This is a genomic window from Xanthomarina gelatinilytica, from assembly GCF_000348685.1.
GTDB lineage: Bacteria > Bacteroidota > Bacteroidia > Flavobacteriales > Flavobacteriaceae > Xanthomarina > Xanthomarina gelatinilytica.
On record NZ_ANLA01000010.1, the window covers coordinates 139,022 to 164,860 of the forward strand.

The following is a 25,839-nucleotide window of genomic DNA, read 5'->3' on the forward strand; positions in this document are numbered from 1 at the left end:
TACTTGATTATTATAAAGGTATTGGTAAATACTTTAAAAATTAACAAATTTTTAATGGAAGGTCCATTCCTTAATTACAGATATTTTTTGATACTTTTGCGCGACAATACTATTTAATCTAACTAAGATTTCCGTCCCTGTATACAGACAGACAGGTTCTTGGAAATGAAAACATTTTTTCTATGAAAAATACTGCGTTAACATCCACTCACGAAGCTCTTGGAGCAAAAATGGTTCCTTTTGCTGGTTACAACATGCCTGTTCAATATGAAGGCGTTAACATTGAACATGAAACGGTTAGGAAGGCTGTTGGTGTATTTGATGTATCTCACATGGGAGAATTTTTAATAGAAGGGCCTCATGCTTTGGAACTTATCCAAAAAGTGTCCAGTAACGATGCCAGCAAACTTACCATTGGAAAAGCGCAATACGCTTATTTGCCTAATGAAGATGGTGGTATTGTAGACGATTTAATTATTTATCGCATAAAAGAGGAAACCTATTTATTGGTTGTTAACGCCAGTAATATTGAGAAAGATTGGAACTGGATTTCATCTAGAAACGACGTTGGTGCAACCATGCGTGATTTAAGTGAAGATTATTCACTTTTAGCCATTCAAGGCCCAAAAGCAGTTGAAGCGATGCAGAGTTTAACCAGTCATGACTTGGCTGCAATAAACTTCTACAATTTTATAGTTGGGGATTTTGCAGGTATTGAGCATGTTATTATCTCGGCTACTGGATATACAGGAAGTGGTGGATTTGAAATTTATTGTAAAAATAGTGAAGTAAAACAGGTTTGGGATAAGGTTTTGGAAGCAGGAGCAGCTTATGGCATTAAACCTATTGGTTTAGCTGCAAGAGATACTTTACGTTTAGAAATGGGTTATTGCCTTTATGGAAACGACATAGATGATACTACCTCTCCGTTTGAAGCTGGTTTGGGTTGGGTTACCAAATTCACTAAAGAATTCACAAACTCCAAAGCTTTGGAAGCCGAAAAAGCACGTGGTGTTGAAAACAAATTAATAGGTTTTAAATTGGACGAACGTGGCATTCCAAGACAAGGTTATGATATAGTTGATGGTCAAGGGAAAACCATTGGTCGCGTAACTTCTGGAACTATGTCGCCATCTTTGGGAATTGGGATAGGCTTGGGTTATGTACCAAAAATATTTGCAGAAGTAGACAGTAAAATCAACATTCAAATTAGAAAAAACGCAGTTCCTGCAACTGTAGTAAAACTTCCTTTTTACAAGGGTTAGCATATGATAGATTACCAAAGTATATTAAATGCCATTTACAACAATGTCGTTCAGGATGAAGATAAAGGCCAAATTGCCAACTACATTCCAGAATTGGCCAACGTAAACAAAGATAGCTTTGGTATCCATTTACAATTAATTTCCGGAGGCGCATATTCGGTAGGAGATTCCGAAAAGAAATTTTCAATCCAAAGTATCTCCAAAGTCCTTAGTTTGGCTTTGGCCATTTCAAAAGTGGGCACAGATATCTGGAACCGATTGGATGTAGAGCCTTCAGGAAATCCCTTTAATCATTTGTCCTTGTTGGAGCTTGAAAAAGGCATCCCTAGAAATCCATTTATCAATTCGGGAGCCATTGTAATTGCTGATATACTGGTATCCTTATTAGAAAACCCAAAAACAGACTTTTTAGAGTATGTTAGGGACATTACAGGCGATGCCAATATAGATTACAATTATAAAGTGGCCCTGTCTGAAAAGCAAACTGGTTTCAACAACTATGCTGCAGCCAATCTTTTAAAATCATTCAACAATTTAAACAACCATGTGGATGATGTCTTGGATTTCTACTTTCATCAATGTTCTTTGGAGATGACATGTGCACAGCTTACCAAAGCATTTTACGTGTTTGCCAATAAAGGGAATTGCATGCTACAAAAAACCAGGCTTACCAAAAGCCAGGCCAAACGTATCAATGCCATTATGCTTACCTGTGGCTTTTACGACGAAGCAGGCGAATTTGCATTTGAGGTTGGACTTCCTGGAAAAAGTGGTGTTGGTGGAGGTATCGTTGCATTGCTTCCCAACGAATTTATTATTTCGGTTTGGGCTCCTGGTCTAAACGAAAGAGGAAATTCAAAATTAGGCATGCAAGCTTTGGAGCAATTTACCACACTAACCAATCAGTCCATATTTTAATTTCAAATCTTGCGTTATAAACGTGTATGAAAGATAGAAAATACAAACATCGTGTATTGATTTTAGGTGCCAGTGGTTTTTTAGGAAACGCCATCTACAAAGAGCTCTGCGCCTATTTTAAAACCTTTGGAACGTACCATACAGATAATAAGCTATTTGAAAAGAACAGCCATTTTTTTCAATATAATTTAGAAGAAGACGATGTATTTGAAATCTTGGAAGCCGTTAAACCAAGTATCATCATTTCTGCGCTTCGTGGTGATTTTTCGGCTCAGGTTATCGCACATTCGCATATATGCGATTATTTAAAATCGCATCGGGACTGCAGGTTGCTGTTTTTATCTTCTGCCAATGTATTTGATGGTTATAGTAAATATCCCAGTTACGAACAAGATAAAACTCTAAGCCATAGTATTTATGGGCATTTTAAAATTAAAATTGAAAACATGCTCATGCGCTTGCCAAAAAGGCAAATTGCCATTATTAGACTGCCTATGGTTTTTGGAACACAATCGCCAAGAATTCAAGAAATAAAAGAGTTATTAAACAGCAAAGAACCAATAGAAGTGTTTCCAAATTTGGTAATGAACGTAACTTCGGATTCTAAAGTAACACAGCAAATCCACTACATCATTAACAGGAACAAAACAGGGGTTTTTCATTTGGGCAGTACCAATTTAGTGCATCATGATGAGTTTATTGAAGATATTATAAAACGTTTGGGGACTTATAAACCCGTTTTTAAAAGAGTGTACACAACCAACGACGAACGTTATTTGGCAGTACTACCTAAAACAAATGTGTTGCCCAAACATTTGCATGTGTCTAGTGACGATATTTTAACAGAGTTGGCAGTTTAATTGATAGTTTCAACTAAAATCATTAAATTTATTGATATAAAAAAAATATCATATCATGAGTAAATTATCAGAACAGGACATAGAAAAAAAATTATTGCGTTTTCCAGATTGGGAATATTTTGACAATGCCATTCATGCAGAATTTGAATTCGACAACTTTAGGGACTGTTTTAGTGCCATGAGCCGAATTGCTTTTGAATGCGAAGCCTTAAATCATCATCCGGAATGGACCAATACCTACAATATTTTGTCCATTTCCCTTTCCACACACGATGCTGAAGGTGTTACTGAAAAAGATTTCAAATTGGCCGAAGCCATAGAAATGATTGTTGAAGTTCAGGAATAAAATAGGGTTCGGTTATCTGTCTTAATTTTCAGTAGTACATATTGAGAATTTTCTTCATACAAACACATTCAATTATCATATTTTTATAAATTTGCTTCAATAACTTTAAATTTTGAATTTTAAACTTTAATCTAAAAAATGGGAAGAGCTTTTGAATTTCGTAAAGCACGAAAAATGAAACGTTGGTCTGCCATGAGTAAAGCTTTTACTCGTATTGGCAAAGACATTGTAATGGCAGTAAAAGAAGGTGGTCCAGATCCTGCAAGCAACTCTAGGTTACGAGCCGTCATCCAAAATGCCAAGGCTGTAAATATGCCTAAAGACAATGTGGAACGTGCCATAAAAAAAGCAAGCGACAAAAGTCAAGGTGATTACAAAGAAGTTATTTTTGAAGGTTATGCGCCACATGGCATTGCTGTTTTAGTGGAAACCGCTACAGATAACAATACCAGAACCGTTGCCAACGTAAGGAGTTATTTTAATAAATGCGATGGTAGTTTGGGCACTTCCGGCTCTGTGGTTTTTATGTTCGATCATACCTGCAATTTCAGGATTCCTAACGAAGGTTTGGATCCAGAGGAACTGGAACTGGAATTGATAGATTTTGGTGCCGAAGAAGTGTTTGTGGATGAAGATGGCATTTTAATCTACGCTCCCTTTGAAAGTTTTGGTGCCATTCAAGCTGAATTGGAAGCTCGGGATATTGAAATCCTTTCTTCTGGTTTTGAACGTATCCCTCAAGTCACCAAAAAATTAACTCCAGAACAAGTAGCTGATGTTGAAAAACTTCTAGAAAAACTGGACGATGATGATGATGTACAGAACGTGTATCATACTATGGAAGAAAGTACTGAAGAGTAGCTTTTCAAAAATAAATTCATAAATATTTCTAAAAAACCCTTACAAATTGTATGGGTTTTTTCATCTTTATAAGTAACAATTTTATAAGTCAATCGTTTTAAAAATAAAACACATGCTCAAAAAGTCACTAACCATCTTATGTCTATTTGGTTCTATTTATAGTAATTTTGCACAGCAAGTTGCTGGAAAGGTACTCACAAAAACCAACGAACCCATTCCTTTTGCCACCATTCAAATTGGTCCTAATTATGGTGTCATCACCAACGAAGAAGGCAGTTTTTCTATAGAAACCGAAGGCTTTAAAGCATCAGACTCTGTGTATATTTCCTGTTTAGGCTTTGAAAGGAAAGGTTTGGTACTCGAAGAATTTTCATCTAAAATATACAAACTGGACGAGCAGGTTAACGAGCTCCACGAAGTATATGTTACCAATAGGCCATTAACTATAGATTCCATCATGTATTATGTAAATAGGAACCTTAAAAAAAATTATAGGCCAGAATTGGTTCGCTATAATGTTTTTAGCAGAAGAACCGAATACATTGTTGGAAAGGATGCCGATTTTGAAATAGACAAATCCACAGGTTTTAAGAAGAAGCAACTGGACGCGTTCAACAAAGATTTTGATGGCCTTGAAAAAAAACTTGTAAACAACAAATCCAAACAATATACCGAGTTTGTTGGGACATTATTTATTAAAGACAAGGAAACCTCCAAACTGAAAGTGGATAAAGCCATTAGGTTATTGGATGAACGCAACGACCAATCGGTTGAAAAATTGGCCGAAAAAGGACAAGAGCTTATTTTAAAACATTTGGATAAGGACAAAGTCTATACTGTTAAATCTGGTTGGTTTAAAGTATCGGATTCTGTGTCTTTAAAAGAAAACAACAATAAAATGGACGACACCATCAATTCCTTGAAGTTTATAAGGAACATGGTTCATAAAATGGTTGAGGAACATGGGTTTTCGTCCAAAACCATCTTGAATTTTATTACAGATACCAAAAAGTACGAATATGAAATCAAAGACATTACTTTTATAGGGTCTGAAATGGTATACGTGATCCGTTATGCTCCTAGAAGGAGTTCAGCCGATTTTGAAGGTACTTTTTACGTGTCCCATGAAACCTTCGCCATTTTAAAAGCAGATTACAAATTTGCTAAAGGACGAATAGGTGAAAAATTAAATTTAAAACTTCTGCTTGGCGTTAAATACATAGAACAAAACAAAAAAGGCTCTGTAATTTACAAAAAACACAAAGAAGGCTATTACTATCCCAATTATATGACAGACCAGTTGGATCGCTACTTTTATGTGGATAGACCCATCAAATTTAAAGACAACAACAGCAGTGAAAAAGTTTCTTTTGACTTTAAGGTGGAAGGTGTTTTTAAAGAGAAAAACGAAATTTTAGTGATGGATGAAAGTCAAATCAGTATTTCGGAATTTAATGCCACCAAAGAAAAACGAAAAATTGATTACGAAACCCTGAAGGCTTTCGACCCAAACTATTGGAAAGATTACAATGTGTTGGAACCTTTAAAAGAAATGAAGGAATTTAAGGTTATAGATTAAATAAAAAAACAAAAGCTACTTAAAACTAAGTAGCTTTTTTTTCTATTAGTAAATGTTTCTTTTTAGGGACAAAAGTTTACTTTATGTTTCATTTACTAATCTAATTCAATAAGGGCAAAAGGTATGCCAAACGCCTATGAATACTCAGGAATTTTGCCAACTACACCTTCAAAAAACTGTCTCATGAATTTAAAATCGGCTTCCATATCCTCTGTAGGGTAAAAAGGTTCTGACACCTTGTTCTGCTTATTTTTAAAATCCAAGGTAAACATAATTATGGGCACGTTTGCAGCTTTGGCAATAAAGTAAAAACCGGTTCGCCATTCGTCTACTTTTTTTCTGGTTCCTTCTGGTGCTAAGGTTAAACGAAATTCATTGTTTTCTTCAAATAGTTGAGCTATGGCCTGAACCTTATTTTGTCCCGAAGTCCTATCTATGGGTCTGCCACCTATAGCGCGAAAGTAATATCCAAAAGGCCAAACAAAAAGTTCCTTTTTGCCAATAAAATTGGATTTAATCCCAATCACTTTTCTTAATAACAAACCAATGTAAAAATCATGCCAACTGGTATGTGGTAAAGCTATTAAAACAGCTTTTTTAACCGTATCCTTGGACATGTTGGTGTTTCCAACCAACTGCCATCCCAAAACCTTAAAATAAATAAATTTAGCAAGTTTACGCACGCTTACATTTTAAGATAAAGTTCTTTTAATTTGTCTCGTGTCATGGTTTTTTTCCAATGTTTCCCTAAAGCATTTTCCCATAATGGTTCCAAGCTTAAAGCCACATCAATCATAATATCAAACTCTTTGTCAGATAAATTGGCACAGATGCCTTGAGGTAGATCGATATTGTGTTTGTCTTTCATTTTCTTGAAAAGTGCTACACCTTCTGGATAAAACTCTTCCAACTGATTGAACACAATACAATTCCCAACACCATGTTTGGTACCAAGTAAATAACCTAAGCCATAACTCATAGCGTGGGCCACTCCTACTTGTGAGTAAGCAATACTCATGCCTCCATGCCAAGAAGCCATCATTAATTTATCTTGAGCTTCTTCTTCTGTTAAGTTGTTATCCAAGAACAGTTCCACACAAAGTTCATAGGCTTTTTCGCCATAACTTTTACTAAAGGCATTTAAGAAAGTACCGTTTAACGATTCTATACAGTGAATATAGCAATCCATTCCTGTGTAGAACCATTGATTTTTTGGAACGTCCTTGGTTAATTCTGGATCCAGAACCACTTGGTCGAATGGTGTGTAATCTGAATTGATTCCCAACTTTCTTTCTGGGCCTGTTAAAACGGTAGTTCTAGACACTTCGGCTCCTGTTCCAGAAATGGTAGGTATCCCAACGTGGTATATAGCTGGTTTTTTCACCAAGTCCCAACCTTGATAATCTTTAGATTCCCCTTTATTGGTAAGCATAATGGAAACAGCTTTTGCCAGGTCCATAATGGTACCTCCACCTATGCCAATAATACCAGAAGGTAAGGCTTTATAGTTCAGGATAATTTCTTCAACCAGGTCATCCACTTGTGAGGTTTTAGGTTCCTCATCTGCAGAGATGTAATATATCTTGTCTTCGTAAGCCAATGGTATTCTTGAGGTTATCCAAGAATTTCCTTGAAATACGTCGTCCACTATAAATATAAATGGTGCTTTTACATTTAATCGTTTTGGTGAAAGTATATCTCCTAATTGATTAAAACTGCCTCGTCCGAAAACCACTTTGGACACCATTGGGAAATTTTTATAACTCATGAATATGTAATAACTATAATTATCAAATTAGTTTAGTAATGGCAAAATGTCCAATAATCCAGCTACTGTTTTATAGGTTTTGCCATTGGTTTCTTTCTCATCAACCTGTTCGTGCGTCCAAGTTGTATGAAAAGGCACATGAATGGCATGTGCCTTAATATTTACTAAAGGTAATACATCTGATTTTAATGAATTGCCTATCATTAAAAATTCGGATGGTTTAATATCCAAATGATTTAAAAGTTTGGAATAATTAGCCTCTTGTTTGTCTATCAATACTTCAATATGATGAAAATAATCTGTTAAACCAGATTTTTCCAATTTTCTTTGTTGGTCCAGTAAATCGCCTTTTGTTGCTAAAATTAGACGATATTTTGATGACAGCGTCTTTAATACTTCTTCTACCCCATCCAATAACTCCACAGGCTTGTTCAGCATGTCTTTTCCAATATCCAAGATCTCTTGAATGGTTTTGGGAGATACGTTGTTGTTGGACAGTTCCAGAGCCATTTCAACCATGGATAGTACAAACCCTTTTACGCCATAACCATAGAGAGGAAGATTTTTCATCTCCATTTTAAAAAGCTCTTGATCGATTTTGTTTAGGGTTTCGTACTTTGACAACAGTTTTGCAAAGGCTACTTCTGCATCCCGAAAATAGGTTTCGTTTACCCAAAGCGTATCGTCGGCATCAAAACCAATCACTTTTATGTTTTTGTATTCTTTTATCAAATCTGTTTTTTTATAAATAACTTTATAGATTCCTTTTACCATCTATTTTCCTACAGGTAAAGAAATTATTTTTATTTCCACAACTTTTTGGCTCGTTCCAAATCTTCTGGTGTATCTATTTCCACACCTTGCACATCTGTTTCCACCATTTTTATTTTTTTGCCATATTCCAAATACCTGATGCATTCAATTTTTTCGGAAGCTTCCAGTTTTAACATGGGCAATCTGTAAAAATCCAACAATGCTTCTTTTCTAAAAGCATAAACCCCTTTGTGTTTATGGTATTTTACCTGAACGGTTTCGTCTCTTGGGTATGGAATTGGACTTCTTGAAAAATAAAGTGCAAAGTTGTCTTTATCCACAATAACCTTTACGGTATTTGGGTTTTTAATTTCGTCCCAATCTGTAATGTGAACCATTAAGGAAGCTAAATCAATTTCTTTGCTTGCATCGTGCTTAAAAACCTCAATGAGTTTTTTTAAGGAGGACACTTCTGTAAAAGGTTCATCTCCCTGAACATTGACCACAATATCTATATCCATAAATTCTACGGCTTCTGCAATTCTATCGCTTCCACACTCGTGTTCTTTCTGGCTCATAATGGCTTTACCTCCATGATTTGTAATCTCATTGAAAATAATCTGGCTATCTGTAACCACAAAAACATCATCAAATAGGCCTGTGTTTACAGTAGCTTCATAGGTTCGTCTAATAACCGATTTCCCTTCCAAATCCTGCATAAGTTTTCCTGGAAATCGGGAGGCACTATAACGTGCTGGTATCATGGAGATAATTTTCATGTAACATGTGACTTTATTAGTTCAAAAATAGGATTTTTAAAAGATATTAGACGCCTTAAACAGCCGAAACTTTCTCTCTTTCCCAAACTACTAATGTAATAGCAGTAAGTTTTGTTTATTATTCAGCAAAAAATTCATCTTTAAACCCAATAAGATAGAGCTTTTCCTTGGCTCTTGTAACTGCAGTATAAAGCCAACGCAAATAATCTTTGGTGATACCTTCTGGCAAATACGGTTGCTCTACAAAAACGGTGTTCCATTGGCCTCCTTGAGATTTATGACAGGTTATGGCATAAGAGAATTTTACCTGTAAGGCATTAAAGTATTTGTTGTTCTTCACGCTTAGAAACTTTTTATACTTACTGGTTTCGTTTTCATAATCCTTCATAACCTCTTGGTAAAGTCTGTTGGAATCTTCATAGGTCAACGATGGTGTTTCGGCAGAAATGGTATCTAAGAGCAATACGGTTTCAAAAGGTCTCATTCTAGGGTAATCTACCATGCGTATTTTAACTTCAGCAAAACGAAAACCATACAGGTCTAAAATGTTAAAGATCTCCAACACCTCCACAATGTCTCCATTGGCAATAAAACCTGCTTCGGTTGTGGGTTTTATCCAGAAATAATTGTTTTTAACAACCATTAAAAAATCTCCTGCTGTCAGCTCGTTTTCGTTAAACAGGATTCGGTTTCGTATCTGTTGGTTATACAAATTAGCCCGTTTGTTGCTTCTAACAACAATAGCTGTTTCTTCGTTTCCAAGCGTACTGTAAGCATCGTTGATTGCGTCCATGATTTCATGGCCATCAATCAACCTCACGATATCTGTGTAAGTGTTTAAATTAAATTTAAACGTGTCAAAAAACGTATCTGTAAGTGCTTCTCTTAGGTTGGTTGCGTTTACCAGTATTCCAGAATCAAGTTCTTGCCTTACAACTTCATCCAGTTCCATTTTGGTAACTTGTTTGTTATAGTTTAACTCCAAGGTATTTGCATCCAGAGCTGGGCTTAAATCCAGTTTAACAGGTGGCAATTGAGCTGTATCACCTATTAACAAAAGTTTACAATTAAAACCAGAATACACATATTGCATTAAATCGTCGAGCAACGAACCGTTTTCAAATAATTTGGATTCGCCAGGAGTATCTGGAATCATGGAGGCTTCATCTACAATAAATATGGTGTTTTTGTGCTTGTTTGGTTGTAGAACAAACTTAACACCACCTCCTTTGTCCTTTTTGGGAAAGTATATTTTTTTGTGAATGGTAAAAGCTTCTTTTCCTGAATAATTGGAAATTACTTTGGCTGCACGACCAGTTGGAGCCATTAAAACAGCACTTTTTTTTGCTTTCCATAAATTTGAAACTATAGTACCTACAATTGTTGTTTTACCAGTTCCTGCATATCCTTTCAATAAATAAAGTGCTTTGGGGTCTTTACTGAAAATAAATTCGGAAAGTTGCAATAAAACAATTTCTTGCTTGGATGTAGGTTTGAATGGAAATTGCTGTTTTATAAGTGAATAAAATTCCGAAGAGGTCATGAAAGGTGTTAATTTATTAAATTTCATCAAATATAGGAATGATTTTTACGTCCTTTGGTTTTTACGATTAAAAAAAAATTGTAGATTTGCGTTGTACCTTAATAAAATTTAATAACTGACACTATGTTTAAAATAATTCTTATAGCTGTTGCTGTAATAGTAGTTACAATTGGTTTAGTATGGCTAATTGACAAATATGTTCCTTCTAAAGTAAAGCCAGTATTGACTATAGCACTTTGGGCTTTGATTTTCTATTTAGGATATTTAACCTTTATGTCTATTTATGAGCCTATTCAATTTAACAAAGTAAAAAACAAACGTTACGCTGCAGTTATTGAGAAGCTAATTGATATAAGAGATGCCCAATTGGCGCACCAACAAGTTACAGGTAAATTTGCACCAACTTTTGATAACTTGGTGAAGTTTATAGATACAGCCCAATTTACCATTACTCAACGTAGGGATTCCACAGTTATCGATGAAGAATTAACAAGACGTTATGGTGGTGTGGAAACGACCAAAGAAATTACAATTATAGATACCTTAGGTTTTAAATCTGTTAAAGACTCTTTATTTAAAAACTCTGACAGATATAAAACCATGATGAACGTTCCCAATACAGATGCACAGTTTGAAATGCAGGCAGGCTTATTGGAACAAAACGATTTAAAAATTCCGGTTTTTGAGGCAAGTGTAAAGAAAAGTGTCATTTTACACGACCAAGACAAAGACTTGATTGCCCAAGAAAACCAAGTTGTTTCGGTAGATGGAGTTAATGGAGACGCTTTAAAGGTTGGATCTATGGAAGAAGTTAAAACCAATGGAAATTGGCCAAAAACCTATGGAGATAGCGAATAAAACTGAACATAAACTAACTAATCAAGATTTGTCCATTCAAGTAAGTTTGAATGGACTTTCTTTTTGTATCCTAAATACAGATAAGAAAACCATTTCTTATTTAAAACATTTTGAAAAGGACAAAAAACTATCGCCTTTTGAGGCCTTGGACTTTTTGAAACACCTTTTCAATACTGAAACAGCCTTACAAAGCACCTTCAACAAAGTACATGTAATTTATGTGAATGAACTGGCAACCATTGTGCCTAAACCTTTGTTTGACGAAGCACATTTAGCCGATTATTTAAAATTTAACTCAAAAATCTTGAAATCGGATTTTATAGCATTCGATACACTGGAAATAAACGATAGCGTAAGTGTATATGTGCCTTATGTTAACATCAATAATTATATTTACGATACCTTTGGAGCTTTTACTTACAGTCATTTTTCATCAATTTTGATAGATAAGATATTGCAAATTGAAAAACATGAAGAAGATGCCAAATTATATATAAACGTCAGTAAAGATCATTTTGAAATTGTAGTGACCAATAAAGGCAAACTCATACTCTACAATACCTTTGATTATTCAACCAAAGAAGATTTTATTTATTATATCCTGTTCACCATTGAACAATTAAAACTAAATCCTGAAACCATAAAATTAATGCTTTTAGGTGATATTGAAAAAGACTCCAATCTTTACAAGATGCTTTACAAATATATTAGACATATCCATTTTGGAAAACGCTTGGATACGTATCATTATATCCACAAACCAAAATCCAATTATTCCGATTTTGTATTAATACAAAGTTTCTAATGCGCATAGTATCCGGACAATTTAAAGGCAGACGCATTATTGCACCAAAAAAACTTCCTGTTCGCCCAACGACAGATATGGCGAAAGAAGCCTTGTTCAACATCCTTAACAATCAATTTTACCTGGATGAGATAAAGGTTCTGGATCTGTTTGCAGGCACTGGCAATATTAGTTATGAATTTGCTTCCAGAGGCACCACACAAATTACTTGTGTAGACAAGGATTTTGGGTGTATTAAATTTATAAACGACACCTCAAAAAGTTTTAACATGCCCATACAAACCATAAAAAGCGATGTGTTTAAGTTTTTGGAAAAGACCACACAAAAAGCCACGATTATTTTTGCCGATCCTCCTTATGATTTTACTTTAGAGGATTTTATAAAAATCCCTCACCTGGTTTTTAACAAGAATCTATTGGAAGAAGGTGGCATTTTAATCGTGGAACATTCCAAACATACAGATTTATCTCAAGTTGAGAATTTTAGCTATTCTAAAGCTTATGGAGGCAATGTGTTCAGTTTTTTTTGAAATAGCAAATAATGATGGGGATAAGTATAACCATAAAAAACAAATCCCAAATAGCAAGCACTAAATGGGACTGTTTAACAAAGCAAATCTATAAGCCGAATTCTGTACTTTCATTTTCATAAAAGCCCTTATCATTTATCTGAGTGCGCTGTTGCCAGAGCACTTTAGCTGCCTACCCTCCAACATCAAGCGTGCAGCCTTCAAACGTTGGTTTACATGACATTGCACCACATAGAGTTTACCTGATTTCACTACAGCATAACCTGTACATTCTTTCTGTTGCACTTTTCCTAGCCTCACGACTGGTGGCCATTAACCACTATGTTGCACTATGGTGTTCGGACTTTCCTCCATTCGACTAAACGAACAGCGATAAGGCGATCTGCTTGCTGCAAAAATAGGCAAATAAGTTTTAAAAGACTAACGTGCCTTATGCCTAAAACCCTAAAGGGCTAAAATGTTTTTTAAACAAGGCCTCAAGTTGTTTAATGAACTATTATCCCTAAACCAAAAGGGTGTGTATTTGTTAATAACTCGTATTAAATTTTAAACTCTAAATTCTAAAATACGATTTGAATTTTTAACTTTGTTACATGGAACACTTTGTAGTATCTGCACGTAAATACAGACCCCAAACATTTAAAGATGTCGTTGGGCAGCAGGCTATTACAAACACCTTATTGAATGCCATTGAAAACAACCATTTAGCACAAGCCTTATTGTTTACAGGCCCTCGTGGTGTAGGAAAAACCACTTGCGCACGTATCTTGGCAAAAATGATAAACAGTGATGGCAATGAAAAGGAAGATGAAGATTTTGCATTTAATATTTTTGAATTGGATGCTGCTTCCAATAACGGTGTGGACCAAATTAGGGAATTAACCGATCAGGTGAGGATTCCACCACAAGTTGGAAAATATAAAGTGTATATTATTGATGAGGTACACATGTTGTCCCAAGCTGCTTTTAATGCCTTTTTAAAGACCTTGGAAGAACCGCCAAAACACTGTATTTTTATACTTGCAACTACTGAAAAGCATAAAATTATACCAACCATTTTATCCCGTTGCCAAATATTCGACTTTAAACGGATTACAGTTAAAGATGCCAAAGACTATTTAAAGTATATAGCCGAAGAGCAAGGTATAGAAGCTGAAGACGATGCGCTTCACATTATTGCCCAAAAAGCAGATGGAGCCATGCGTGATGCTCTTTCCATTTTTGATCGTGTGGTTAGTTTTTCTGGAAAAAACTTAACCAGACAGGCTGTTACAGAAAACTTGAATGTTCTTGATTACGAAACTTATTTTACCAGTACAGATTATATACTTGAAAACAATATTCCTAGTCTATTAATGCAGTTTAACAACATATTGGCCAAAGGTTTTGATGGACATCATTACATTGCTGGTTTGGCAAGTCACTTTAGGGATTTGCTGGTCTGCAAAAATTCTGAAACCGTGGAATTGTTGGAAGTTGGAGAAGAAACCAAGGAAAAATACCTGATTCAATCACAAAAGGCTTCGCAAACATTTTTACTTCAAGGTATTGAGCTTGCAAACGATTGTGACCTCAAATACAAATCCAGTAAAAACCAACGGTTACTGGTTGAATTATGCCTTATGCAACTTGCCTCTATCACTTTTGATGGAGAAAAAAAAAATAGCAAAAACTTCATAATTCCTGCTAGTTATTTTATAAATAAAGGTATTAAACCTGTTCCTGTTTCTGTTCCAAAAACATTAGAGACCAAGGTTCAGGAACCTAAGCAGAAAACTTATTCAAATACAACTACAAACCCTGTTCAACCTACAAAAAACCCAGAGAAAAAAGTATCTGAACCTAAAGAGGTCCACATTCCTAAAATTTCGCTTAATAGTGGTAAGAAAGCTACATCTGGCTTGTCTTTAAAAAGCATTAAAGCCAAAAAAGAACATGAAATCAAACAGATGGAAGTGGTTGTTGATGAAGAAAATTTGCCAACAGACGCTTTTACCTATGAAGATTTTATGGGGTATTGGAACAGCTTTATCAAACAATTGGAAGAAAAAGGACAATTTAATTTGGCTTCCATTTTATCCATAGACACTCCAAAACTTGAAGGAACCACCATTTACTTGGAATTTCCAAATGCCACCAATAAAGTTGAAGTGGAACGTCAGCAATACGATTTAATGATGTTCTTGAAAAAATCCCTTAACAATTACGAGCTTCAACTCTCTATAGACGTCAATGAAGAGATGGAAAAGCAATACGCGTACACAACCAGGGAAAAATATGAAAAGCTCTTGGAAAAAAATCCAATGATAGAAACTTTAAGGAAAACCTTTGATTTGGATATTTAAAATAAAATAAATTGTTTTCAATTTCAGTTTAAAGTTATCCAATAATTAAAAACATTGGTATTATATAATTTGAAAGCGTTAAGAGTTTGATAACAATTAGCTAAATTAGTGCCTTTGTAAACCTTTTTTTTTTGATGAAACAGTTTATTTTTTTATTGGTAATCGCTACCATTGGAATAGTTTCCATAAGCTGCGATGGCAGAGACAGAGTGTTTAAAACCAATACAGAAGTTTTAATTGAAAACAAATTATTGGACTCTTTTTCTGAAAACATCACCTACGTTCCGGAAACTTATACAGAAGTTGCAACAGATACCATTTTATACAACGGGTTTCATGTAAAATTGAAAACCTATACAATTATGGACAAACATATTGTAAACGAATTTAAGCAAGACAGTATTGTTTATAAGAAATATTATAGGGAATTTGTTACAGATGTGATTGTTACAAAGAATGACAAAGAAATTTTTAATGAGAGAATTGATAAAGAATTCATACATAAACACAACAACAATCTTCAATTAAATAAGGCTATTATTAATGTCATGGTAAACCAAGTCTCTTCAGTTAAAAATCATGGCCTTGTTTTATCTGCAATGATAAAGGACATTCAAAATGAGACAATAAAATTTTGTGACATTCTTATAGATTCTGAAGGAAACCTTGTTTTGAAGGAAGTTCAAGAGCTTTATGCTTTTAATGAACAAACTTGAACTTTAAACTTTGAACTTTGAACTTTGAATATTAAACTTTAACCATAAACCATACCATATGCTTGGCTTAAAATTACCAACAGATCCACGTTGGATAAATATAGTAGAAAAAAACATTGAAGATATTTTAACAGATCATGCCTATTGCGAACAGAAAGCTGCAAGTACAGCTATCTCTTTAATAGTTGGCTTTCCAGAATATACTGAACTGGTGCAGGAAATGATTGCTTTGGTAAAAGAAGAAATAAGTCATTTTAAAATGGTTCACGATAGGATTTTGGACAACGGTTGGACTTTGGGTCGCGATAGAAAAGACGAATATGTATTAAAACTAATTACTTTCTTTCCAAAAGGAGGCAGTAGAACCACACAATTGGTCCATAGACTGCTTTATGCTGCTTTAATTGAAGCCAGAAGTTGTGAACGTTTTAGGTTACTGTCAGAAGAATTGGAAGACAAGGATTTGGCAGAATTTTATCGAAAACTTATGGTAAGTGAAGCCAACCATTATACCATGTTTTTAAGGTTTGCCAGACAATATGGAGACCGAAAGGAAGTGGATAAAAAATGGCAAGACCTACTTGATTTTGAAGCAGATATCATGAAAGACCTTGGTAAAAAAGAAACCATTCATGGATAAGATTTTGTATCTTAGGTAAAAATCTCAATTATTTATGAAAACATACTACTTTGTTTTCGCCTTACTTATTAGTTTAAATTCTTTTAGCCAAAATGAAATACAAGGCGAATGGTTTTTACATTACATTAACATTGAAAACACGCAACAATACAGTACCATACCAAACTCGATTAATACATTTAATATAGACAGCGAAACCACTTTCTATGGAAATATATGTTCCAATAGCTATGCTGGCAGTTATGTATTTAATAATGATAATACAATTAGTATTACCAATTTTTCTGCTTTGGGAGGCTTCTGTAGTTATGAAAATGAAGAGGATCTTTTTCTTAATCCTTACATGTGGAGTTTTTTAGGATTGTATACCGATGTTCCAATCTTTTCATACGAGCTAAATGGTACTGGAATTAACGAAACTTTAAAACTAATACATAGCAATGGTAATTATGTCTTATATGGCAGACAAGAATTGGCTTTGGAGACAAGTTTATTGGGTGATTGGTATCTGCATACCATTACTGCATATAGCAATCCACCTATAACAACTTCTCCATATAATTACAGATTGAATTTTACAATAGATAATTCCAATTTCAATTTGTATGACAATGAAGGAGAAATGAAATGTAATGCATATTGGGCTTCTTCAACAATTCCATCTCCAAATGTATTAGAACTTATATTTGGTGGAGCTACTCTTGCTTTTTGTGAACCCTCAGAAGAAGATTTATACTTACATCTATTAACAGATCATAATAATTCAGGCACCATGTTACATGCTTACAATATTACAGGAACTAGTAATAATGCCATTTTAACATTAACAAACAGTGACAACAATGTACTTGTTTTTGGCAGACAAACCCTTTCAAATTCTAAATTTACAGAAAGAAATTCAATTAAAATCACACAAAATCCAGTACATGAGGAATTGAAAATTTCGACAGAAAATGATGATTTTGAAAACTTATCGTATTCAATTCACTCTATGGAAGGTAAAATCATTATTGAAAAAGAAGTGTTAAGTCAGAATAAAATTAATGTTTCATATTTAAAAACTGGTGTTTATTTTTTAGTTGTTTCAGACAAAAACAGTCAACAACATATTTTAAAATTTATCAAAGAATAATCATTCTTAATATTTAAAAACAAAAAACTCCAATATGTCGCCATATTGGAGTTTTTTTATTGTTTAATATCTCTACTAAATCTTTACACCAACACCTATTTGAATGTTGCTGTTTTTTGCTTCGAACGCAGATTCATCGTCAAGCACATTGGTAAAACCATAATGGTATCTGGCATCAATAAAAATATCGTTGGTAACAAAAAACTCCAAGCCTCCTACAACAGAAAAAGCAAAGTTTTTGTAACCATCTTCATGTTCCCAAACTTTTACACCTGCCATTGGACCAGCACCTACAGAGAATCTTTCTCCAAATCTATATTTCATTAATACTGGTATTTGTATGTAATCAATCCTTAAATCTTTGTCTTTGGCACCTTCGGCAGAAAACTGGATTTCTGGAGCAATGGCAACAGTCTTGGATAAATCGTATTCACCAAAAAAACCAATGGCAAAACCGTTTCTATGTGTGTTATCAAAAATTGGACTTGGTTCAAAATCCAAATTGGAAATGTTTAAACCAGCACGAATGCCATATAAGCTTCCTTGTGAAAATGAATAGGTTGAGCATATTACAAAAGCCAAAAGAAAAATTGTTTTTTTCATAATAAAATATTTTTAAAAAAGTAGTTTCGGGTTTCTAATGAAGCTAATATATACGTTTTGCCGAAAAGTGATATATATTAAAGATTAAATGTATAATTTTTACTGTGTATTGCTTGAAACCGTATCGTAATAGATGCTTTTTATAATGCCATCGGACAATCCGATTTTTGGAACATAAATATCTTTGGCACCACTCCATTTCATGGCAGAGAGGTAAATACGTGTGGCAGGAATAATAACGTCTGCTCGGTCTTGATTCAAATCCAGTTCGGTAATTCGCTCTTCATATGAATACGATTGTAAGGTATTGTAATAAGAAGTTAAATAGAAATAGGTTAAGGGTTTACCCAAAGGTTTCCCGGAGATTTTAAATATTTTATTAATGTTACCACCAGAGCCTATAACATCAATTTTTTCATAAGCTTCTGTATGTTTCTTGATCCAAGTCTCCAGTTCGTTCCAGGTTTCTTTTTTAACAATGTCGTTCAATAATCTTACCGTCCCAATTTTAAAGGACTTTGAAGTTATGGATTTTCCATTGTGGATTACAGTAAATTCGGTACTTCCACCTCCAACATCCACATACAGATAGGTTTTGTTTTTATCAATAAACTGATGCAGGTCTGTTGCGGCAATAATGGCAGCTTCTTCCTCACCTTCTATAATATCTATTTTAATGTTGGTTTTTTTATAAATCAATTCTGAAATGTCCTTCCCGTTTGCTGCTTCTCTCATGGCTGAAGTAGCACAAGCTTTGTATTTTACAACTTTATGGGTTTTCATTAACAACTTGAAAGCTTTCATGGTATCCAACATTCTTTCTTTGTTATGGTCTGAAATGTATTGCTCCAAAAATACATCGGCTCCCAAACGAATAGGCACTCGTACCAATGAGCTTTTTTTAAAGCGTGTATCCTTACCTTTCTCTTCAATTATATTTGCTATTAAAAGTCTAACAGCATTGGATCCAATATCTATAGCAGCATATTTTTTTATTGAAAGCATCTTAATTTTCAAGTTTTTTTAAATAATAATCGTACAAAGCAAATTGCGATCTAATTTTTGGTGCTTTGCTTTTTCTATATTCGTTTTTTTGGGATTCGTTTAAAATCCTGGCTTTTACATTATCGCTCCAAGATATATTAAAGGTATCTATAAGTTCTTGTTTAATGTCTTCGTCATAAATTGGACAACTCACCTCTACCCTGTTTTCTATGTTTCTGGTCATGAAATCGGCTGATGAAATGTAAACCTTTGGGTTATTATCATTGCAAAACATGTACAGTCTGGTATGTTCCAAAAACTTATCTACTATACTTATTACTTCAATATTTTCGCTCATTCCTTTTACACCTGGAATCAAGCAACAAATGCCACGAATAATCATTTGAATTTTAACACCTGCCCTACTGGCTTCATATAACTTGTCTACCATTTTAAAACTGGACAAACTATTCATTTTCAATCTGATATAGGCTGGTTTTCCAGCTTTCACGTTTTGGATTTCGGTATCTATAAGTTTAAAAAAGGCTTTTTGTGTATAATGAGGCGAGGTAATAATGTGTTTGTATCTGTAGATTTTGTAATTTATTTCAAAGAAATTAAACACCTTATTAATATCTTTTAATATTCTTTGGTCTGAGGTAAATAAAGTGTAATCTGTATATATTTTAGCTGTAGACTCGTTAAAGTTCCCTGTACTTATAAAACCATAACGTTTTAATTTATGGTTTTCTTCTCTCTCTATCACACACATTTTACTATGCACTTTTAAGCCTTGAACACCAAATATTAAATTAATGCCTTCGTTTTGCATTTGCTCGGCATAATCTATGTTGGCTTGTTCGTCAAAACGAGCTTGTATTTCTATGGATACAGTTACTTTCTTTCCATTTTTTGCAGCATTGATGAGAGAACTTGCCACATGCGAAATTTCGGCAAGTCTATAAATGGTTATTTTTATGGTTTTTACTTTTGGGTCCAATGCAGCTTCCCTTAAAAATTTTACCACATACGAAAAGGTTTGATAAGGCGCATAAAGCAAGTAGTCTTTTTTAGCCACACTATCAAAAATGCTGGCTTCCAAACTCAAGCCTTTAATTGGTAAGGGTTCAATTTTATTGTAGAGCAAATCGGTTCTACCAAGACTTGGAAAGCCCATATAATCCCTACGATTGTGGTAACGACCACCAGGAATAATGCTATCGTGGGAATCAATTCCCATTTTGGACATGAGATACGTTAAGGTTTCGTTATCTATGGTTTTATCATAAACAAACCTAACAGGTTCACCTATTTGTCTGTGTTTAACACTATCGGAAATTTTTTCTATGAAACTTTTACTCAAGTCACTGTCAAAATCCAGTTCACCATCGCGTGTAATTTTTATCATATGTGCAGTGATGCTGTCATAATCAAAAATGTTAAAAATATCGTCCAAGCAATATCGAAGCAAATCATCCAGCATGATGATATAGCTTATATCGTTCTGTTCTGGCAACACAACAAAACGATCCATGGTTTTTGATATTTCTATTAAAGCATACTGATGGTTTTTTCCATTGTTCAAAACCATTTTAACAGCTAAATAAGAGGCACTATCCTTTAAGTTGGGCAAGTCTACTTGATTACTTAAGATAATGGTTACTAAGGCTGGGCTTACTTTTTGAATAAAGTATTGTTTAATGAATTTATGTTGCGCTTCGTTTATTTCATCTTCTTTTATAAAATAAATATGCTCTTTTTCCAGCTTGCTTTGAATATTGCTCAAAATTTCTAAGCTTTCACTTTGTTGCGCGATAACAATTTGGGTGATTTCCTCCAACAATTCCTTGGCCTTGATGCCTCCAAGCTCGCTTTTTGCACCTTTTCCAGCTTCAACAATACGCTTTACGGTTGCATAACGTACTTTAAAAAACTCATCTAAATTGTTTGAGAAAATTCCTAAAAACCTCAATCTTTCAATTAATGGCACATTTTTATCTGCAGCTTCCTGTAGCACTCTTGCATTAAATTGCAACCAACTTATTTCTCTGTTAACATAACTGTTATTAAGCTTCTCACTTTTTGTCATTAAAAACATATTTAGATACTACAAATATATTCTATTAGTATGAAATACCGAATAGAATGACCTCATACTTTAAGTTAAAGCACAAGCCAATATTGAAAAAATAAAAGCAGGAATGATGGTTCTGGAATTTACACCAATAAAAACCCGTTTGACCATTAAATTTTCAAGGAATCACTCTCTTAAATCCCTAGGAAAAATAATTTTTAGTGTTTGTCCTTTAAAAATGTGTTTCCAGGAGTCCACATGAAATTCTATAACCACAAGCCCACTTGTAGGCACATTGTCTATATATCTATCGCCAAAGGTATTCACAAAATGGGTCAAGGCATGGTTATGTCCAAAAACCATCAAGCATTGAATATTGTCTGATGTGTTTTTTATTGTTTTGATAAGGCTTTCTCCTGTAAAATCATAGAGTTCTTTATAATAATGAACCAAATCTGGATTTATTTTTAGGTTTTCAATAAAGATTCCTGCAGTTTTTTTAGCTCTTTTTGCAGTACTTGAAAGTACCATATCCGGTTGTGTTTCAAACTGTTTAAAGTATAAAGAAACAAGTTCTGCATCTTTAATACCTCTAGATTCCAAGCCTCTTTCATGATCTGACAAGTCTTCTTTCCAAGAAGATTTAGCATGTCTAACAATAATTATTTTTTTCATTTTTACGATTAAATGCAATTTTTATCGACAAAGTGTTGCATATGTCGGACATATGACTTATTTTGGCCACAAATAAAAATATAAGTAAGCTATTATAAAACTATAAAAATTAATTGTTAATTAGTAATTGCATGGCATAAAGTTCCATGAATGGTTAATATTAAGGTTTTCAAAATTTATAAGTTCGGTTAATTATTGCATTTCATCGATTAAGTGTTTGTAGAACTCCTGTTATCGAATATTTGAGTTATTTAACATTTATTTTTGATTTGATTGAAGAATCGCTATTTATTTGTATTGTAAGCTATTAATCAAAGATGATCCCAAATCAAGAAATTAACTTAATCCATTATGCATTGATACGTCAATGTACTTCCCTCAACAATTTTCAACATATTGAAATACAAAGAATTAAGATAAAATTTAGGTTTTAACATTTTTATTATTTAAGGTTTACAATTTAAACTTGAAAAATTATGAAAAAAACAATTGAACGAACGTTTTCAAACTTTCTATTGGTTTGTATGCTATCCATTTTCTTTTCTGCCAACCTTTTGGCACAAGAAAACATTCAGAGAATATTCGATGACAATTCTGAAAACAGCAATTTAAGGACTTCTGTGACTATTCCTGACCAATTATTGCATGGAAAAAATCCTACCATATACATAGAGAATTCGAGAATTATTAATGTCACTGGTGAAACAAGTCCTAAGGTGTTAAAACTTTTAGATGGAACTTCAAGCAGCTTATTATTAGACAACAACAATTTGTATAGTCAGGTAGAAGTAATTACCATAACATTAAATAGAGCATCCGATTTGAACAATAGATTGGATTTGTCAAGAATCAATGGATTTCCTTCATTGAGATATGTGTATGTAAAATGTTTGTTTGAATGTACAGACCAACAAATTAGAAACTTCCTCTTAAATACAGATTCTGTTACAACTGTATTTTATAAAGTTGTAAACCCGTCCTAAATAAAATTATAATATTTAATTATTATACAGATGAAAAAATTATACGCTATTAAAATTCAAGCTAATAGAAATGTTTTAAAACTAGTTTTATTAACAGTTATGTTATTAAGTGCTAGTTTCTTTAGCTACAGTCAAGTTAGGGTTCCGTTTACTCCAAGGGAATCTGATTTTACTCCGGGTCAAACAGTATACAATATTAAAGGGGACTTTACCATGATAGGTAATACCAACCTTACCCTGGAAAATTATACCGATACTAGAAACAATAGTAATAACGATATGGAGTATGTTGATGTTGATGGCGATCCATCAACCAGCAACTCTTCATCGTCAACCTTAACGTTTTCAACTGAAAATGGAGCTAATCCTAATTGTTCCAATATCATATATGCAGGACTTTATTGGACTGGTAGAGGTGGAAGCAATATTACTGAACTTCAACAAAGAACCATTAAGTTTAAAGGCCCTGGACAGTCCTATCAAACTTTGGTTGCAGATGCTGGCGATATAAGATATCCTGGTGACAGCAGAATGTTTGCTGCCTATAAAGAGGTAACCTCTGAAGTGAGAAGTGCTGGCTTGGGTGAATATTTTGTAGCAGATATTGCACTTACCGAAGGTGATGGAGGAAGTACTGGTTATTATGGTGGCTGGGGAATGGTAGTTGTTTATGAAAACTCTAAAATGAATTGGAGAGATGTAACTGTTTTTGATGGTTATGCTTATGTAACTGGCGGAACTGCCAGTCATACCTTAAATGTGTCAGGGTTTAAAGCTGTTCAAAATGGCGATGTGAATTTCAAACTAGGGATGATGGCTGGTGAAGGTGATGTTGGAATATCTGGTGATTATTTTCAAATTCGTAGACAATCCGACAATCAATACCAAAGTTTAAGCCACTCTGGAAATAGCACAAATAACTTTTTTAATTCATCCATACAAACAGGTGGAAATCCTAGAAATATTAACCGTCAAAACAATACTGGTTTGGATATTAGTATGTTTGATGTCCCTAACCCTAACAACTCTATAATAAACAATAACCAAACCTCTACACAGTTTAGGTATGGTTCTACCCAAGATACTTATATTATCTTCAACATTGTATTTTCTGTAGATGCCTATGTACCAGAAGCAGAAGGTATTGTAACTACTACATCTGTTAACAACATGCCAAATCCGGTACCACTTGAAGTTGTACCAGGAGATATTGTGGAATATGGTATTGAAATTAAAAACAAAGGGACTGAAGCTGTGAACAACACAGTTATTACCTTACCAATTCCTTATACATCATCCTATAATGATTTAAGTATTAGTTATACGGTAAATCCACCTTTATCATCACCTCCTGTTCCTGCTCCTTACTACAATCCTAATTTAGGAGCAACAGGATCGATAGTATGGGAAATAGGTACTTTGCCAGTTCCAAACAACCCTAACGATGTATTGGCTACTCTTTCATTTGAACTTATTGCCACTACCGATTGTGCCTTATTGGTAAATGCAAATTGTGGTACAGATATTTCTTTGGGAGGAACTATTAGTGGTGTTGGTGACACCTCAGAAACTGTATTTAATCAAGAATTAATTCAAGGATACCAAACTGATGGTGCGTGTATTGGTGAACCAATCCCTACTCCTAGCATAATTCCAATAAATTCTCAACAATATGTAATTGATAATTGTGGAAGTTATACGGCTGTAAGGGACTTTTATTTCTGTAATATAGGATCTACGCCTATCCAAACTTCACAGGTTAGTGCAGAATTTCCTCCAGGAACAAAATATTATAACGAATATCCTTTAACCCCTTCTACTATTCAATACAATGCTTCTAATCCGTTTCCTCCAGTAACAGGAACGTATTATGCTATTCCTCCTGGATCAACAACTTGTTATTATCAATTTACTATACATGTAGAGGTTATTACATCTACTCCTACTGCTAACGATGTCTTTTATTGTATAGGTGACACTGCTAGCCCTTTAGCAGCTACTCCTTCAAACCAAAATTATATTTTATTATACTATACAGATAATAATCCTTCAACTATAGGACAAACCAGTATCACTCCTGACACAAGTACTTCTGGAACAACAACATACTATGTGGCTGAAGCTATTGATGAGGATTGTGTGAGCCCTAATAGAATTCCTATAGTAGTTACAGTTTACGAACAAATTACAATCTCATTAGAAAGCATTACACCTACTAGTTGTAATGACAACAATACTGGTGCCATAGATATTTCCGTGTCAGGTGGTTCTGGCAGTTACACATATTCATGGAATGATACTGCTAATTCTACTTCGCAAGATATATCAGGTTTACCTGCAGGATCATATACGGTTATCGTTGATGATGCCAACTCAAATTGTACAGCAACTGCAACTTACGAGATTGTAGTGGATGACAACACGGCTCCTATTATTACAGCTCCTTCTGGAATAACTGTGGAAGGTTGTGTTTCTACCGATGTTATAATAGGAGGTTTAACAGCATTGGCATACTCTGAAACAGAAGTAATCATAACCGAAGCTGAATTTTTAGCTGAAGGTGGCACCTATACTGAAGATAACGTTGCTGAAATAACTTATCAAGACAGTGCTTCTGGAACATGTCCAATAACCGTAACAAGAACATTTACTATTACTGATACTTGTGGATTATCTGCCTCGGCTACGCAAACCATTACTGTTCAAGATACAACAAACCCAGTATTTGAAACGGCTCCTGCCGATATTACCGTTGAGTGCATAGATGACGTTCCTGCCATGACAAACCTTGGCTGGACCGATAACTGTGATGGTTCTGGCTC

At 34.2% G+C, this 25,839-nt stretch carries 24 protein-coding genes and 1 other RNA gene; 15 read left to right on the forward strand and 10 right to left on the reverse strand.

The genetic code is table 11. From position 1 onward, the window contains the following. Positions 1–182: 182 nt before the first annotated feature. From gcvT to D778_RS07790, 6 genes are all read left to right on the forward strand, one after another. Positions 183–1,265 (forward strand): glycine cleavage system aminomethyltransferase GcvT, encoded by a 1,083-nt coding sequence (gene gcvT, locus D778_RS07765; protein ID WP_007649416.1) that lies wholly within the window; start codon positions 183–185, stop codon positions 1,263–1,265. 3 nt (positions 1,266–1,268) lie between these two features. After that, entirely contained in the window at positions 1,269–2,183 is a 915-nt protein-coding gene (locus tag D778_RS07770; RefSeq protein WP_007649417.1) for a glutaminase, read from the forward strand. Between the two features lie 26 nt (positions 2,184–2,209). Continuing rightward, positions 2,210–3,043, forward strand: coding sequence for a sugar nucleotide-binding protein (locus tag D778_RS07775; protein WP_007649418.1), 834 nt, complete (start codon positions 2,210–2,212; stop codon positions 3,041–3,043). Between the two features lie 55 nt (positions 3,044–3,098). Further along, the gene (locus tag D778_RS07780) at positions 3,099–3,389 is read left to right on the forward strand and encodes a 4a-hydroxytetrahydrobiopterin dehydratase (RefSeq protein WP_007649422.1); all 291 of its coding nucleotides are present in this window, start codon (positions 3,099–3,101) and stop codon (positions 3,387–3,389) included. Between the two features lie 138 nt (positions 3,390–3,527). Then, positions 3,528–4,250 carry a YebC/PmpR family DNA-binding transcriptional regulator gene (locus D778_RS07785; protein WP_007649424.1) on the forward strand — a complete coding sequence of 241 codons (723 nt, stop codon included), beginning with the start codon at positions 3,528–3,530 and terminating at the stop codon, positions 4,248–4,250. Between the two features lie 112 nt (positions 4,251–4,362). Next, on the forward strand, positions 4,363–5,829 hold the full coding sequence (locus tag D778_RS07790; protein ID WP_007649425.1) for a carboxypeptidase-like regulatory domain-containing protein: 1,467 nt from the start codon (positions 4,363–4,365) through the stop codon (positions 5,827–5,829). Positions 5,830–5,963: 134 nt separating this feature from the next. Here the strand turns inward: D778_RS07790 and D778_RS07795 are convergent, their stop codons facing one another. The 5 genes from D778_RS07795 to D778_RS07815 form a co-directional block, all read right to left on the reverse strand. Then, positions 5,964–6,512, reverse strand: coding sequence for a 1-acyl-sn-glycerol-3-phosphate acyltransferase (locus tag D778_RS07795; protein WP_007649426.1), 549 nt, complete (start codon positions 6,510–6,512; stop codon positions 5,964–5,966). A 2-nt stretch (positions 6,513–6,514) separates the two neighbouring features. Continuing rightward, positions 6,515–7,597 (reverse strand): iron-containing alcohol dehydrogenase family protein, encoded by a 1,083-nt coding sequence (locus tag D778_RS07800; RefSeq protein ID WP_040491829.1) that lies wholly within the window; start codon positions 7,595–7,597, stop codon positions 6,515–6,517. Positions 7,598–7,624: 27 nt separating this feature from the next. Next, a complete protein-coding gene (locus D778_RS07805; protein WP_007649428.1) occupies positions 7,625–8,371 on the reverse strand; it encodes an HAD family hydrolase in 747 nt (248 codons plus the stop codon). Between the two features lie 29 nt (positions 8,372–8,400). Then, on the reverse strand, positions 8,401–9,129 hold the full coding sequence (kdsB, locus tag D778_RS07810; protein ID WP_040491830.1) for a 3-deoxy-manno-octulosonate cytidylyltransferase: 729 nt from the start codon (positions 9,127–9,129) through the stop codon (positions 8,401–8,403). A gap of 118 nt (positions 9,130–9,247) precedes the next feature. After that, the gene (locus D778_RS07815) at positions 9,248–10,672 is read right to left on the reverse strand and encodes an ATP-dependent DNA helicase (protein ID WP_007649430.1); all 1,425 of its coding nucleotides are present in this window, start codon (positions 10,670–10,672) and stop codon (positions 9,248–9,250) included. 123 nt (positions 10,673–10,795) lie between these two features. Here D778_RS07815 and D778_RS07820 point away from each other — a divergent pair, with 123 nt between their 5' ends. The 3 genes from D778_RS07820 to D778_RS07830 are packed head-to-tail and all read left to right on the forward strand — an operon-like array spanning position 10,796 to position 12,865. Further along, complete coding sequence (locus tag D778_RS07820; protein ID WP_202898526.1) at positions 10,796–11,530, forward strand: hypothetical protein; 735 nt, start codon at positions 10,796–10,798, stop codon at positions 11,528–11,530. After that, positions 11,514–12,335 (forward strand): DUF3822 family protein, encoded by an 822-nt coding sequence (locus tag D778_RS07825; protein ID WP_040491856.1) that lies wholly within the window; start codon positions 11,514–11,516, stop codon positions 12,333–12,335. Before D778_RS07820 ends, D778_RS07825 begins: the two co-directional genes overlap by 17 nt. Next, complete coding sequence (locus D778_RS07830) at positions 12,335–12,865, forward strand: RsmD family RNA methyltransferase (protein WP_007649437.1); 531 nt, start codon at positions 12,335–12,337, stop codon at positions 12,863–12,865. Before D778_RS07825 ends, D778_RS07830 begins: the two co-directional genes overlap by 1 nt. A 75-nt stretch (positions 12,866–12,940) precedes the next feature. Here D778_RS07830 and rnpB read toward each other — a convergent pair. Beyond that, an RNA gene (gene rnpB, locus D778_RS14180) (RNase P RNA component class A) lies at positions 12,941–13,254 on the reverse strand. 204 nt (positions 13,255–13,458) lie between these two features. Between rnpB and D778_RS07835 the strand changes: the two genes are divergently transcribed. The 4 genes from D778_RS07835 to D778_RS07850 all read left to right on the forward strand — a co-directional run bounded on the left by D778_RS07835 (position 13,459) and on the right by D778_RS07850 (position 17,698). Then, entirely contained in the window at positions 13,459–15,210 is a 1,752-nt protein-coding gene (locus D778_RS07835; protein ID WP_007649438.1) for a DNA polymerase III subunit gamma/tau, read from the forward strand. 134 nt (positions 15,211–15,344) lie between these two features. Next, complete coding sequence (locus D778_RS07840) at positions 15,345–15,926, forward strand: hypothetical protein (protein WP_007649439.1); 582 nt, start codon at positions 15,345–15,347, stop codon at positions 15,924–15,926. A 58-nt stretch (positions 15,927–15,984) separates the two neighbouring features. Beyond that, positions 15,985–16,566, forward strand: a complete 582-nt coding sequence (locus D778_RS07845) for a MiaE family protein (protein ID WP_007649440.1) — start codon at positions 15,985–15,987, stop codon at positions 16,564–16,566. 34 nt (positions 16,567–16,600) lie between these two features. Further along, positions 16,601–17,698 (forward strand): T9SS type A sorting domain-containing protein, encoded by a 1,098-nt coding sequence (locus D778_RS07850; RefSeq protein ID WP_007649441.1) that lies wholly within the window; start codon positions 16,601–16,603, stop codon positions 17,696–17,698. 75 nt (positions 17,699–17,773) lie between these two features. Here D778_RS07850 and D778_RS07855 read toward each other — a convergent pair whose 3' ends face one another. From D778_RS07855 to D778_RS07870, 4 genes are all read right to left on the reverse strand, one after another. Next, complete coding sequence (locus tag D778_RS07855) at positions 17,774–18,301, reverse strand: porin family protein (protein ID WP_007649442.1); 528 nt, start codon at positions 18,299–18,301, stop codon at positions 17,774–17,776. Between the two features lie 99 nt (positions 18,302–18,400). Beyond that, positions 18,401–19,306 carry a Ppx/GppA phosphatase family protein gene (locus D778_RS07860; RefSeq protein ID WP_007649443.1) on the reverse strand — a complete coding sequence of 302 codons (906 nt, stop codon included), beginning with the start codon at positions 19,304–19,306 and terminating at the stop codon, positions 18,401–18,403. A gap of 1 nt (position 19,307) precedes the next feature. Then, positions 19,308–21,383 carry a polyphosphate kinase 1 gene (gene ppk1 / locus D778_RS07865; RefSeq protein ID WP_007649444.1) on the reverse strand — a complete coding sequence of 692 codons (2,076 nt, stop codon included), beginning with the start codon at positions 21,381–21,383 and terminating at the stop codon, positions 19,308–19,310. A 162-nt stretch (positions 21,384–21,545) separates the two neighbouring features. Continuing rightward, on the reverse strand, positions 21,546–22,034 hold the full coding sequence (locus D778_RS07870) for a SixA phosphatase family protein (RefSeq protein WP_007649445.1): 489 nt from the start codon (positions 22,032–22,034) through the stop codon (positions 21,546–21,548). Between the two features lie 476 nt (positions 22,035–22,510). Here D778_RS07870 and D778_RS07875 point away from each other — a divergent pair, with 476 nt between their 5' ends. Together D778_RS07875 and D778_RS07880 are read left to right on the forward strand one after the other, a co-directional pair. After that, the gene (locus D778_RS07875) at positions 22,511–23,017 is read left to right on the forward strand and encodes a hypothetical protein (RefSeq protein ID WP_007649446.1); all 507 of its coding nucleotides are present in this window, start codon (positions 22,511–22,513) and stop codon (positions 23,015–23,017) included. Positions 23,018–23,047: 30 nt separating this feature from the next. Further along, a partial coding sequence (locus D778_RS07880; RefSeq protein ID WP_051052643.1) for a SprB repeat-containing protein occupies positions 23,048–25,839 on the forward strand: 2,792 nt, incomplete at its 3' end.